The organism is Streptomyces sp. NBC_01478, from assembly GCF_036227225.1.
Lineage (GTDB): Bacteria > Actinomycetota > Actinomycetes > Streptomycetales > Streptomycetaceae > Streptomyces.
This window is the reverse complement of record NZ_CP109444.1, coordinates 4,575,608-4,587,240: the sequence shown is the minus strand read 5'-3', so window position 1 is coordinate 4,587,240 and position 11,633 is coordinate 4,575,608. Positions and strand designations below refer to the sequence as shown.

Here is an 11,633-nt window from a genome sequence, read left to right as displayed (position 1 = left end):
TTCCGCCTTGCCCGCTTGGGCCGTTGACTGAGTGTCAGCCGTCCAACGAGGAGCGCGCGCAGAGCGTCCGCTTCGGGAACGGTTCCTCAGATCGGCGGCTTCCTCCCCGTGTCCCCCTTCGGGGGTGAAGCCGCTCTCCAGCTCTTCGGAGGCGTCCCCACATGTCCACGATCGTCCATCGATTCGTCCTCGCCAGTACGGAAAGCGACGTGCCCTTCGCCCGGCGCAAGGTCATCGACCAGGTCCGTACGTGGGGCGTGCCGATGGACGACGAGAAAGCTGACGCCATACGCCTGGTCGCATCCGACTCATCACCAATGCCGTGGTCCACGGGAAGGGGCCTGTCACCGTCACGCTCTACCTCCGGTCTGGATCCCTGGTGATCGATGTCCTCGACGGCAACTCATCAGCCCCGCAGATGAGTTGGGCCCAAGACGAAGACGAGAACGGTAGAGGGCTGGCGCTGGTCGATCTTCTCGCCTTGCGTTGTGCCTGGGCGCCATCTGAACACGGCAAGCACGTATGGGCGGAGATCGAGCTGCCCATGACAGCGCCTGCCATACGAGCCGCCGTTCTGCGCCGGTTCTTCGCGCGTCGGCCGAAGCGCGGAAGCGTGGCTGAGCCCGAGCCGCTGATCCTGGCGGTCGCGTGAAGGGACGACATTCGCTGCGACCGACTCCGCTGCCCGATCCCGATGTGGTCTTCCGTCCTACCCGTCGCGACATCGACCCCGTCACCCGGCAACACACCGAGATACGCGCTCTGGGACCGCCGCGAGTGGTTGCCCAGCGGCGAGTGCTGGCTGTGGTGCGGACGTGACGACGTCGAGGTGACGTGGATCGGGCCTGTCCAGTCGAGCGGCATGCACGCGGCCTTCTACGTCTGCCGCGCATGTCTGTACGAACTGGATCAGCGCGTCCTGGAGACCAACATGCGCGAGGACACGAGCGTCTTGCCGACGAGTCGCAGACCCGCCCACTCGCGGGTGCAGGGCCGCACCCCTCCCCCAAGGACAGCCGCTCCACGGCATCACTACTCCCCGGCCGTGGGGCGGCCATCGACCTCCCGCCGGCCCTGGCGGGAGAACCCAAAAAGGAAGGAGCACGAGATGGAAGAGCTCACAACACCGCCTCCGGCCCGGAGCGGCCTCCTGGTGGCGGTGACAGAACTGACCGCCGTCCATGACCGGTACGACAGCCTCCGGTCGGACAACCAGGGTAGTTCCGGCGACGCGCCGTGGCCGGGTGGCGACGGCAACCTGCACGACAGCGAGTAGGCACCAAGCGGTGGGGGCCGGTGCGGTCGGCCGTACCTGCCCCCACCGCGTCCGAAGCACGTGGCCGAACCCATGGGAGGACGCAACGATGGAACATCAGTTGATCAGCGCCATCGAGACAGCACTCGGATGGAGCGGACCCGAGGAGCTGGGCAAGGACTTCGTACGCGGGAGCATGGACGACCCCGCACTCGTCTCCCGCATCATGACCCCGAACCGCCTGCTCGACATTGCCATGCGCAGGAGCCTTAACCGCCCGCAGCTCCGGTGCTTCCAGAAGGGCGAGGAGGTCCATCCGGCCATCTACTACACCGACAGCGTCAGTCCCCGGGGCCAGAGCATCTCCATGGTCAACATGCGCAGCCTGGGCAGGCTCCTGGGCGAAGGCGCGACGGTGATCATGGACCAGGCCAACGTCTTCGATCCGACCATGGAAGTCGCCTGCCGGGCCCTGCAGTGGTGGTCCCGCGAGCGAGTCCAGGTCAACGCGTACCTGACGACGAACGACGCTTCCGGCTTCCCCCTGCACTGGGACGACCACGATGTCGTCATCGTCCAGCTCGCGGGTGAGAAGGAATGGGAGGTCCGCGCGACCTCCCGCAACGTCCCGATGTACCGGGACGCCGACCCCAACACCACCCCGAGCGACGAGATCATCTGGTCCGGCCTGATGCGGACCGGCGACGTCATGCACATCCCCCGGGGCCACTGGCACCAGGCGACACGGACCGGCAGCGGCTCCGGCAAGAGCCTTCACGTCACGTTCGGCATCACCAAGCGCACAGGGGCGAGCTGGCTCGCGTGGCTGGGCGACTGGTGCCGTGAGCACGAGATCTTCCGCGAGGATCTCGACCGCTGGCAGGGAACAGGCAGCGAAGCCCTGGCCGAGGCCGCCGCTCAACTGGTCCGTGAACGCTCTTCGGCCGACTTCCTGGCCGCATACGAGCAGGAGACGACGCTGCCTCGGCACCTGCCGTTCCTCGACATACTCGGGCCACTCGACGCCGTGGTGTGCACTACCCACTTCCCTCCCCGGATCCAGGAACACGGAGAGACCGTCGACGTCGTGACCTCAGGGAAGAAGATCACCCTCGCGGCCAAGGCCCTGCCCTCCCTGCGGCTGTTGCTGAGCGGGCGGCCGGTCGAACTGGAACGGGCCGCGGCCGTCGTGGGGGCCGAAGTGACGGAGGTCGCCGAGATCTTGGTTAAGGAGGAGCTGTGCGCGGTGCTGACCCCCGAGTTGTCCTTGGGCTACACCGGTCTCGTCACGAACGCCGCCTCCTGACCGGTGCGTTGGACTTCGGTGTCACGGCACTCGACACCAGCACCAACTACCTTGGCTTCCGCTCGCATCAGGTCCTGGCGCGGAAGGCCGGCGACCTGCTGCCGAAGTTCACGGTCTCCACGAAGGTCGGCTATTTCCCGGGGCCGGACGGGGCGGAGCATTCTCTGGATCCCGTACGGCTGCACGCGGCCGTGGAACAGGTGGCTGGGGACCTGGGACGGGAGCCGGAGCTGGTGTTCCTGCACAACCCGGAACATTCGCTCCGCGAGGCCGTCGCTCACGGCCATGAGGTGCTGGCAGAGGCGTGCGCTGCCCTCAACGACGCCACGGCCAAGGGCCTGTGCGCCGCCTGGGGCATCGCGTCCTGGGACCCGTCACCACTGGTGAACTTGATCGATCCGACCGTACCGAGGCCGTCAGTCCTCATGACCCGTGCCGGCCTGCTGGTCGGAGCCAGAATGCTCGATGCGGCGGATGCCCTCACCAAGGCATGGGACCTGGGCGGCGGCGAGGTGTGGGGAATGAGTCCCTTCGGGGGCAGCACCAGTGACCCGGTGTGGGCCAGGATCGACCCACGCGTCTTTCTCCGGGATGGCGGTCGGCTCTCCCGAATGCAAGCGGCCTTCAAAGCCGCGTACCACCTCCCGCGGGTCGACTCCGTCGCTGTGGGCACCGATGAACCCGCCCATCTCGGCGAACTCGTTGGCGCCCTCGCCGGTGAAGTCGAGGAGCGAACCATCGAGGAGTACCGGAGTCTCCTTCGGGACCGCTCGCGCCGTCAGCCTGCCTGAAGCCCTTTGATGATCTGTTCGGCCATGCGCCGGGCGGGTTCCAGTCGAGGGTCTTCCGGGTGCGCGTACGGTCCGAGGATCTTCGAGCAGGCGAACAACGTCATCAACTTGCCGTCCCGGCTCTCGAAGTCGGACCAGCGCTCGTGCCACACGCGATCGGCCAGAGCCGGGACAGCAAGGGAACTCGCCCACAGCGAGGCCGAGTCCAGCCCCAGCGGCGCGTTGCCCCAGTCCTCCCAGTCGAAGAGACTGAACGCCGGAGCGGTCATGTTGGCCCAGTTCAGATCCGCGTGCGCCGGCATCCACCGCTCGATGGCCGTATCGAAACCGCCGGGGAACGCACCGCGGATGGACTCGGTGACGAGGGTTTGGGTGATGGTGTCGGTGTCCGGTGTGGCGACGCGCCTCGTGCGCTGGGCCGCCAGTGCGTCCAACGACGCGTTCAACGCCGCCCACCAGTCGTCCGGCAGCTCTGGCGCTTCATTCAAGATGGCGCTTCCGACGGGAGCCCCCGGCAGGAGTTCGGTTTCGTCGGCCCGCCACATCACCGGCCCGTCCGCGGCCCGCCAGACCACGCATCCGTGCCATTCGGGCTGGGCGATGTCTTCCAGACGCGCGGCACTTTCAGTGCCGTTCCATCCCTGATCGGGGATCTTGTCGAGCAGGCGCCGCTCGATTCGCACCCAGGTGCCGCGGTCTGTTCTGGCCCCCACTGACCGGCGCTTGCGCACCATCGTGTCCGGGAGCAGCCCCACTTGGAGAGACCGCTCGACGCGATCAAGAACCTCGTCAACCGGCTGTACGCGTAGGTCGACAGCCTGCGTTGAGACCGAGAGCGCCATGGAGGCGACCGTAGCAGTGGTGGGGCGGAGGTGCCCGACGCCTCTGGTTGTCGGCGATGACGACGCGGATACCGAGCTTGCGTAATCCCGACAGCGCCGGGCGGATGTCGTCGTACAGATCTGTCTCGTCCAGGAACTCACCTCGCTCTACCGCTTCGCGGGCGCGGCATTTGGCGGTGATGTCGATGCTGGGTCGGGCGAGGCGGAGGGCGTCGGCATTGTCTCCGCCCTGAGCGACAACAGGGCCAACGAGGGCAGAGAGGGTGTGGCGAAAGATCGAGGCTAGTCTCAAGAGTCACTCGGGCTTTCTCAGATACTCGGAGAACGGCACCGAGTGAGCCAGTGAAATCCGCTTCCACTCCAGGTACGAGGAAGTGTCTCCGGCGATCAGCTCTCGGCCGATCTGCGTCCCGTCCGGCCGATAGTTGAGATGTACTACGCGTTCCTCGTCGAACATCCACCAGTCGGTCGCTGACAGGGGCAATCCGTAGTCATCACGTGAGACATCCAGGATGCGGATATCCTCCCCGGCTGCGACGTTCCCTGGGATCCCCCATGCGAGTTGATACCGCTGGTAGTCAGTCAACGGCCGCCGTACGACCCTCACTCGCCCAATGCTGCGCCCTGACGTCACGTATCCACGCACCCGTTCGTGCCAGCGCGCATTGTGGTCGGCGGGCTTCGGCTCACCGTGAAGGAAACGGGTGACGTTCTCAGTCTCGCCGGGCATGGTGTAGGTGGGCTGAGCTTCGAATCGCCACGCGTCACGTTCGTACGCGTCGAACGTCCTCCGCCATTCGTCATTGTCCAAGAGCATGTACAGCCCCCTTGAGTACAGATTCCCCACCTGGCACAAGCGAGTCTTCGCGAGAGCCGACGCGTCGGAGGTGGAGCACGCCCTCTGTGGGCCGGGAGCCGCCCGCCAGCTCAACAGCCCTCTGCATTCGGGGAGTTCGTGGCAACATCTGTCGACATGGAGTTCTCCGAAGTGGTCCGTCGTAGGCGCATGATCCGTCACTACTCCGACAAGCCGCTGACCCCGGAGGTGACCGAACGTATCCTCGCCTCCGCGCTACGAGCCCCCTCGGCCGGCTTCTCCCAGGGCTGGGCCTTCCTCGCCCTGACCGACCCGGCCGACCGCGCCCGCTTCTGGCCCTTCGTCCCCACCCGGGTCGAGAACACCCCGACCATGCAGGACGCCCCGCTGGTCGTCGTACCCCTGGCGCACAAAGCTGCCTACTTGGCGCGCTACGCCGAACCAGACAAGGGCTGGGAGGACCGCGCCGAGGCGCGCTGGCCCGCGCCGTACTGGTACATCGACACGGGCATGGCCTCCTTGCTGATGCTCCTGACCGCGGTCGACGAAGGGCTCGGCGCCTGCTTTTTCGGCATCATGCCGGAACATGTCCAGCCGTTCCGGGCGGAGTTCGGAGTGCCGGAGGAGTACGACCCCATTGGGGGGATCACGGTGGGGTACCGGGCTGAGGATGTTCCCGAGCAGAGTGGGCGGGTCGCAGAGCGGCGACGTGGCGTGGAGGACGTCGTTCACCGGGGGCAGTGGGGGCGGCACGCCTGAGAGGGGATCAGTTTGTTGACTCGCTGTGCCTCAAGGCCTGCACGAAGGAACACCAAGCCCCGCTTTGAACGGTGACCACTGGGCCCGTGGCGTCCTTGGTGTCGCGCACGAGGGCGTATTCATCGGTCAGCGCGCACTCGACGCACTCACCTCCGGCGCCGTTGCTGTAGGACGACGTGAACCAGACCGGACGGTTGTGGGTCCCGGCTCCTGCACTGTTCAACTTGCGTATTCCTTCAGAACGGACTTGATCAACTGGGCGGAGCGCTGAGGGCTGAGCGCCGCGGCTCGCAACCCGTCGAATGCCTTGGTGTACTCACGAACGTGGTGCTCGCCCTCCAGGTACACAGCATCGGTGATGCCGTCCCGATACACCAGGTCCGGGTCTTCCGGAGCCGGGAAGCCCAGCATGGTGAACGTGCCCGTGGCGGGATATGTACCCGAGTCGAAGGGGAGGATCTGCAGTGTCACACTCGGCAACTCGGCTGATTCCAGCATGTGTTCGAGTTGCTCTCGCATCAGCGCCCGATCCCCGATGACGTTGCGCAGCGAGCCCTCGTTCACGACGAACCACGCATCAGGGGCGTCCGGCCGCGTCAACATGGCCTGGCGTTCCATTCGCACCTGTACGGCCCTCTCGATGTCCTCGGCGGACATGTGGGCTCCCGTCCTGTGGAGTTCGCCGGTGTACGCCTCGGTCTGCATGAGTCCAGGGATCAACTCGCACTGGTACTGGCGGAACGTGGAGGCATCCTGTTCCAGGCCGATGTAGATGTTGAACCACTCCGGGACACCGGCGCCGTGTACCTGCCACCAGCCGCGCGTCTTGGCCTCCCTGGCCAATGACTTGAGGAACTCACGCAGCTCGTCGGTCGTGTCGTAGAACCGACACAGGGCATCGATGTCCGACGGTTGGACCCGGCCACTGCCCGTCTCCATACGGTTGACCTTGGAGCCGCTCCAGTCCAGTGCCTGGCCGACCTGCGCGCAGGTGAGTGCGCTCTTCTCTCGGAGCTTCTTCAGCTCGATCGAGAGACGGCGACGGCGTGCCGTCGGTGAACCGGCCATCTCAATCCTCTCAACCGTCCGTCGAATAGCGGGTGTTCAGTCTCGCGCCAAGGCCTCTGTCTGCCAATCACTCGGAAGTGGGAATCTCTTCCTGCACATTGCACGACGGGATACGCCGGCGTCACTCTGGTCGATGACGCCACTCACTGTGAGGGCGTGCAACGCTCCGCTCATCATGCGGAGATGACATGCGACGAGAGGAGTCATGGTGATCCAGGAAGCGCGTATGTCACGAAAGCCGTGGGACCTGGCCTTCACGGCGGTTCCCGAGGAAGTGGCCGCACTTCGCCGCATCGTTCGCTTGCATCTGGGGATCTGGGGCCTGCATGACGTGACCGATGGGGCCCAGCTCTGTGTCAGCGAGCTGGTGTCCAACGTCATCACGCATGTGGGTCACGGCACCCCGGCCACGCTCGCAGTCTCCATGAACGGCACTCGGCTGCGGATCGAAGTGCACGACCCCGATACGCGCGCACTGCCCACCCTCGTTGATGCGATCTCCGACTCCGAGGGCGGACGAGGCATGGTTCTCGTCGATGAGGTCGCAGACCGCTGGGGAGTCCTGCTGCATCCGGACCACAAGGTGACCTGGTGCGAGTTGGAAACAGGCCTTACTGCGCCCAACGGCCATGTGGGAACAGCCGGTGTCATGCGGGCCGAAGTGCTGCTTGGTCTCTACACGACCGCGAGACTGCCTCGTGAGCCGGGCTCCGGCCGACTGGGCAGGACCATGGCCGAAGAAGCAATGATCGACGTCATCGCGGATGTCCTGCACTGGCTTCGGGCACACGGCTGCGATCCGGAAGAGATTCTCGATCGTGCTCAGACGCACTTCGAGGTGCAAATCGGCTTGGCGCCTCAACTGTGAACTCACAGCAATTGGACGCGGTCGATCTTCCGGGACACTGGCTCGAGAGCTGGAGGGCGACTCTCGGCGCTTTCGGCTCTTGGAGGGGTGGTGTGGGTCAGCCGCGCAAGTAGGCATGGATTGCCGAAGCAATGGCCGTGCCGAGTGGGATGGGTACAGCATTCCCGATTTGCCGAGCGATGTCGGTCTTCGAGCCACACCAGCGGAAGTTGAGTGGGAAGCCCTGAATGCGGGCTGCTTCGTAGTGGGTGATTGGGCGAGCATCGCTGGGGTGGAGGTATCGCCCCTTCTCGGGTTTGAAGAACTCGGTACGGATGGTCACAGAGGGTTCACCCAGTCGAAGCCGGCCCATGACATCGCCCGTACCGGTGTTGTGATTGTCCCAGCTTTCGGTCGAGAGGTACTGGACAAGTGTTTTCACGCCCGGAGGGTTCTGAGTTTCGAAGATTCGAATCTCACCGTCTTTGTCAATCGTGTACCACTTGCCGGTCAGATTTTTACGGTTCCCGCCTTTGGGGATGGCTCGGTAGCGGGCCCTTGAGAGTGGTTCCGGATTGCGGCCGAAGTGGAGGTCTGGCGTTGTGAAAATGCCTGGAAGGACGGAATCCACATCGGGAATGTATTCCTTTCCGTCCGGAAGCTCGGTGCCCCGGATTTCGAGCAGTTCCGATTCGTCGAATACGGTGTCGACGGCGCGCCAGTACGATGGCTCCAGCTCGACGCCTGCGAGTGGCTGTGCCGGAATTCCGTTGCTGTGTTTCGGGCGTCGAGTATGCGTCGCCGACGGATATTTCATCGTACGGCTGCTGCCGACGTCTTTTCGGACGCCGATCACGATCGCCCGACGACGTGCTTGGACTGCGCCGTAGTCGGCTGCGTTGAGGAGATAGCGCTTGTGCTTCTTCTCCTCGGTTTCGCCTGTTTCGTAGCCCGGAGGGTCGATCAGGCGGTATTCGGATAGTAGGCCGCCCTCCTTTACTTCGCTGAGCAGGTTCAGGAACTCGTCCGACTTCAGGAATCGATCGACATTCTCGATGACGAAAATCTTTGGGCGGATTCTGCTGACAATGCGAACGTATTCTTCCCAAAGGCGGTTCCGCTCGGCACCCTTTTTGTGGCGGTTCAGAGCGGAGAAACCCTGGCAAGGGGGGCCTCCGACCACCACATCTGCGTGAAGAGCTTCGTCCGCCGGCTTCCAGGCCTCGATGTCTTCCAGGTGGACGCGTGCCGGTGGGAGTCTTGTGTCTGATTTGTGGCTTCCGAAGTTCGCTGCATATGTAGCCGCTGCAGCGAGATCGTGTTCGACTGCCGCGACGCTGCGGAAAACCGGTCCGGCATCCTCCGTACCCCTCGGGCGGAACTCGTGAAACCCCTGAGTGAAGCCACCGCATCCAGAAAAAAGATCAAGAACGGTGATGGGCTGGTGGGCGAGGGGACCGGGCTTGCTCATGAGGCGATCTTAGCCGCGCAGGGCTGCAGAGATGGCCCGACCGAGAGCGCTCGCGAGAGGTGGTGGCATTGCGTGACCGATCTGACGATACCTGGACGTCTTGCCACCGAAGAAGCTCCATTCCTGCGGGAACGACTGGATCTTCGCGGCCTGCTCGATGGTCAGCTTGGGTTGGCCGTCCGCAGGGAAGTCGGCCCCTGGGGGGTCGTCACCAAGGCTGTTGCCGTTCACACCAAGCGTGGCCCACGCCTTCTTGGTACCGGTGGGGCCGAGATCGGCGCCTCCTCGGCGGTCGGAGCCGCCGACGAGGGCCGGCGCGATACGGTCGGCGCCCTTGATCCAACGCTCTGCGCCCGGCCATCCGTTTGCGGACATCGAAGGGCCCAGAACCTGGCCTACGGTCGGCGGCGGCGACTCGTTGGGCTCGGGCCACGAGAATCGGGAGAAGTACGGGTCCTGCAGGGCGACCAGAAAGCCGCTGCTGCGGTTCTGCGATACACCGAAGGCGGCGGCATTGAGGACTCGCCAGCTCCATCTGTAACCGGCATTGCTGAGCCGTGTTTCGATCCACGAACGGTCGGTCGCGAAGTCCGGGCTCTCGACCAGGTCTGGAACGTTCTCCAATAGAACGGCCTTTGGCCTGATGGCGTGTGCCAGCGCGATCGCGGCCCTGAGGACTCCGCGCTCCTCGGTGTCCTCGGCTCGACCAACAGTGGCAGGAGATTTTACGCGGGGGAGCCCACCGCTGACCAAGTCGACGCCGAGGATTTCAGGGCGCTCGCTCGGATGGAAATGCGCGATGTCCATACAGATCACGTCCCATTGGGGGCGATTCAGGTCGATTGTGAAGCAGGCATCGGCCTTGCTGTCGATGAGTAGGACGGGGTCGAATCCGGCTTGCTCCAGTCCGAGTGCCTGTGCTCCGGCCCCGGCGCAGAGTTCGACCGAGCGGAATCGACGTGACTCGGCTGTCTTCACCGGGGTCTCCCGGGCTGCTGGGGCTCCCTCCCCGAGCGAGGCGGACGTGGAAGACCCAGGGGCCACAACCACCGTGGTTTCGTGACTACTTGGCGCAGCGTTCCAGTCGGGAGGCGATTTAGTGAGGCGCTGGGCGTCGACGGACTCATGTGCGACTGCGCTCAACTCTTGGTCCAAGGCGTGCTCTTCGATGCCGTCGAACAGCACGAACGGGGCCAGCCGCAATAGCCTTTTGAGAAAGTCGCGCAGTGTTTCGCGCTCGTTCAGCCCGGTCAGGTCAAGGTTCTGCCACACCCGGAGGATGGCTCGGACCATGTGCGGACTTCCGCCGAGCGCTGCCCGGCGGGCGTAGATCTGATCGAATGCCGCTTCGCCGAGAATCTTGAGGGCGTCGTACGGTTCCGCTTCGTCGGAGGTGCGCACGAGTTGGGCCCGCCACCACAACCGGCCGAAGACGTGCCGGGTGAGGTCCGTGCCGAGGACGCGGTCTCCTGGGGGCTGGGGGTAGCGCCAGAACGCGACATCCGGGAGCAGGACCAGTGCCAGAAATGCCCAGACGTCCCGTGAGGCGGCCTCCGCCGGCACCATGCCCATCTCGGCGTGCAGCAGCGCGGCGAGCCGAAGGTCGAAGTCGGCATTGCGGGTGCGATCGGAGTCGTCGGGGAAGCCGGCACCTTTGGCGAGGTCGACGACGCCTGCACGCAGTTCGTTGAGCTGAGTCGCGGAGGCTCGGTCACCACCAGTGGCCACGTATACCGCGGAATGGTGGGAGGCAGCCACTCGATCCGTCAGCTCCGCGATGGGCAGGTGCCTGTACTCCTCGAAGAGCGGCTTTGCCTGTTCGGCCAGCAGACGGGGGTAGAGGAAGCTCATCAGGACACCTCGAAGATCTTGACCGCCGCCTGCAGATCCGAGGCGAACAAGGCTGGTGACTGCCGTTGGCGCAGACGGATGTCGGTAGTCGACTGTCCTGGGAAGAGCTGGTCGAACAAGCTCAACATGGTGGCGCCCAACGAGCCCTCGGGGAAGTCGGAGTCCTCGGCGAAGTCCTCGTTGCTCAGCGCGTGTTCAATCATGATCCGGGCCGCGTCCGCGTACACGGCGGAGAGCACGATGCGATCCACAGGACGGGGTTTGCCTGCGTTCTCGAACGCGGTGGTAGTGACCGTGTTCCTCTCGTTGACGAGCAAGAGCAGGGAGCCCATCGTTGCGCTGTCCAGGCTTCCACTGATCTGTAGGTGCCATGCCGCGTGGTCGGGGAAGGAGGTCCGGGCAAAGTCGATCACGGCCATGGGGAACTGCGGTGCGTCACCCTGGAGTCGGAGGAACTCCCGGTCGCTCCACAACACGGATCCAGCCCGGCGGGGAGACGAGGGGCGGGCATTGCTCCGGTGCTCGGCCAGGACGAGTGCGGTGTCGAGCATGAGCAGTCCGCCCAGATCGGCGCCCCGCAGCAGGACATCAAGTTCCACGGTGCTCGTGCCTCTGTCGGACAAGCG

The 11,633-nt window shown here is 64.8% G+C and carries 13 protein-coding genes and 1 pseudogene; 6 read left to right on the top strand and 8 right to left on the bottom strand.

Features of this window, described 5'->3' with window-relative positions:
• Positions 1–322: 322 nt before the first annotated feature.
• From OG223_RS20580 to OG223_RS20565, 4 genes are all read left to right on the top strand, one after another.
• On the top strand, positions 323–652 hold the full coding sequence (locus OG223_RS20580) for an ATP-binding protein (RefSeq protein ID WP_329250550.1): 330 nt from the start codon (positions 323–325) through the stop codon (positions 650–652).
• 456 nt (positions 653–1,108) lie between these two features.
• Entirely contained in the window at positions 1,109–1,276 is a 168-nt protein-coding gene (locus OG223_RS20575) for a hypothetical protein (RefSeq protein WP_329250548.1), read from the top strand.
• An 88-nt stretch (positions 1,277–1,364) separates the two neighbouring features.
• Positions 1,365–2,561, top strand: a complete 1,197-nt coding sequence (locus OG223_RS20570) for a JmjC domain-containing protein (protein WP_329250545.1) — start codon at positions 1,365–1,367, stop codon at positions 2,559–2,561.
• The gene (locus OG223_RS20565; RefSeq protein ID WP_329250542.1) at positions 2,495–3,352 is read left to right on the top strand and encodes an aldo/keto reductase; all 858 of its coding nucleotides are present in this window, start codon (positions 2,495–2,497) and stop codon (positions 3,350–3,352) included. The genes OG223_RS20570 and OG223_RS20565 overlap by 67 nt, the downstream gene beginning before the upstream one ends.
• Here the strand turns inward: OG223_RS20565 and OG223_RS20560 are convergent.
• The 3 genes and pseudogenes from OG223_RS20560 to OG223_RS20550 form a co-directional block, all read right to left on the bottom strand.
• On the bottom strand, positions 3,340–4,194 hold the full coding sequence (locus OG223_RS20560; protein WP_329250539.1) for a hypothetical protein: 855 nt from the start codon (positions 4,192–4,194) through the stop codon (positions 3,340–3,342). The genes OG223_RS20565 and OG223_RS20560 overlap by 13 nt on opposite strands.
• 31 nt (positions 4,195–4,225) lie before the next feature.
• Positions 4,226–4,465, bottom strand: a pseudogene (locus tag OG223_RS20555) (HAD family hydrolase); the annotation flags it as partial.
• A 24-nt stretch (positions 4,466–4,489) separates the two neighbouring features.
• Positions 4,490–5,011, bottom strand: a complete 522-nt coding sequence (locus tag OG223_RS20550; protein ID WP_329250536.1) for a DUF6879 family protein — start codon at positions 5,009–5,011, stop codon at positions 4,490–4,492.
• 156 nt (positions 5,012–5,167) lie between these two features.
• On the opposite strand from OG223_RS20550, the gene OG223_RS20545 reads away from it, so the two are divergent.
• Positions 5,168–5,770 carry a nitroreductase family protein gene (locus tag OG223_RS20545; protein WP_329250534.1) on the top strand — a complete coding sequence of 201 codons (603 nt, stop codon included), beginning with the start codon at positions 5,168–5,170 and terminating at the stop codon, positions 5,768–5,770.
• A 7-nt stretch (positions 5,771–5,777) separates the two neighbouring features.
• Here OG223_RS20545 and OG223_RS20540 read toward each other — a convergent pair whose 3' ends face one another.
• Both OG223_RS20540 and OG223_RS20535 read right to left on the bottom strand, forming a co-directional pair.
• Positions 5,778–5,993 (bottom strand): DUF397 domain-containing protein, encoded by a 216-nt coding sequence (locus tag OG223_RS20540; RefSeq protein WP_329250531.1) that lies wholly within the window; start codon positions 5,991–5,993, stop codon positions 5,778–5,780.
• Positions 5,990–6,838 carry a helix-turn-helix domain-containing protein gene (locus tag OG223_RS20535; protein ID WP_329250528.1) on the bottom strand — a complete coding sequence of 283 codons (849 nt, stop codon included), beginning with the start codon at positions 6,836–6,838 and terminating at the stop codon, positions 5,990–5,992. The genes OG223_RS20540 and OG223_RS20535 overlap by 4 nt, the downstream gene beginning before the upstream one ends.
• A gap of 205 nt (positions 6,839–7,043) precedes the next feature.
• Between OG223_RS20535 and OG223_RS20530 the strand changes: the two genes are divergently transcribed.
• On the top strand, positions 7,044–7,706 hold the full coding sequence (locus OG223_RS20530; protein ID WP_443073729.1) for an ATP-binding protein: 663 nt from the start codon (positions 7,044–7,046) through the stop codon (positions 7,704–7,706).
• 97 nt (positions 7,707–7,803) lie between these two features.
• Here the strand turns inward: OG223_RS20530 and OG223_RS20525 are convergent, their stop codons facing one another.
• From OG223_RS20525 to OG223_RS20515, 3 genes are read right to left on the bottom strand one after another with little or no spacing between them, the layout of a single operon-like run.
• The gene (locus OG223_RS20525) at positions 7,804–9,156 is read right to left on the bottom strand and encodes a DNA cytosine methyltransferase (protein ID WP_329250525.1); all 1,353 of its coding nucleotides are present in this window, start codon (positions 9,154–9,156) and stop codon (positions 7,804–7,806) included.
• Between the two features lie 9 nt (positions 9,157–9,165).
• A complete protein-coding gene (locus OG223_RS20520) occupies positions 9,166–11,007 on the bottom strand; it encodes a DNA cytosine methyltransferase (protein WP_329250522.1) in 1,842 nt (613 codons plus the stop codon).
• Positions 11,007–11,630: a hypothetical protein gene (locus tag OG223_RS20515; RefSeq protein ID WP_329250521.1), complete on the bottom strand. Its 624-nt coding sequence runs from the start codon at positions 11,628–11,630 to the stop codon at positions 11,007–11,009. Before OG223_RS20515 ends, OG223_RS20520 begins: the two co-directional genes overlap by 1 nt.
• Positions 11,631–11,633 lie beyond the last annotated feature (3 nt).

Excerpts from the sequence above, each read along its gene's own strand:
- OG223_RS20575 (WP_329250548.1), top strand. The coding sequence starts at position 1,109 with ATGGAAGAGCTCACAACACCGCCTCCGGCCCGGAGCGGCCTCCTGGTG.
- OG223_RS20570 (WP_329250545.1), top strand. The coding sequence starts at position 1,365 with ATGGAACATCAGTTGATCAGCGCCATCGAGACAGCACTCGGATGGAGC.
- OG223_RS20560 (WP_329250539.1), bottom strand. The coding sequence starts at position 4,194 with ATGGCGCTCTCGGTCTCAACGCAGGCTGTCGACCTACGCGTACAGCCG.
- OG223_RS20550 (WP_329250536.1), bottom strand. The coding sequence starts at position 5,011 with ATGCTCTTGGACAATGACGAATGGCGGAGGACGTTCGACGCGTACGAA.
- OG223_RS20545 (WP_329250534.1), top strand. The coding sequence starts at position 5,168 with ATGGAGTTCTCCGAAGTGGTCCGTCGTAGGCGCATGATCCGTCACTAC.
- OG223_RS20535 (WP_329250528.1), bottom strand. The coding sequence starts at position 6,838 with ATGGCCGGTTCACCGACGGCACGCCGTCGCCGTCTCTCGATCGAGCTG.
- OG223_RS20530 (WP_443073729.1), top strand. The coding sequence starts at position 7,044 with ATGGTGATCCAGGAAGCGCGTATGTCACGAAAGCCGTGGGACCTGGCC.
- OG223_RS20525 (WP_329250525.1), bottom strand. The coding sequence starts at position 9,156 with ATGAGCAAGCCCGGTCCCCTCGCCCACCAGCCCATCACCGTTCTTGAT.
- OG223_RS20520 (WP_329250522.1), bottom strand. The coding sequence starts at position 11,007 with ATGAGCTTCCTCTACCCCCGTCTGCTGGCCGAACAGGCAAAGCCGCTC.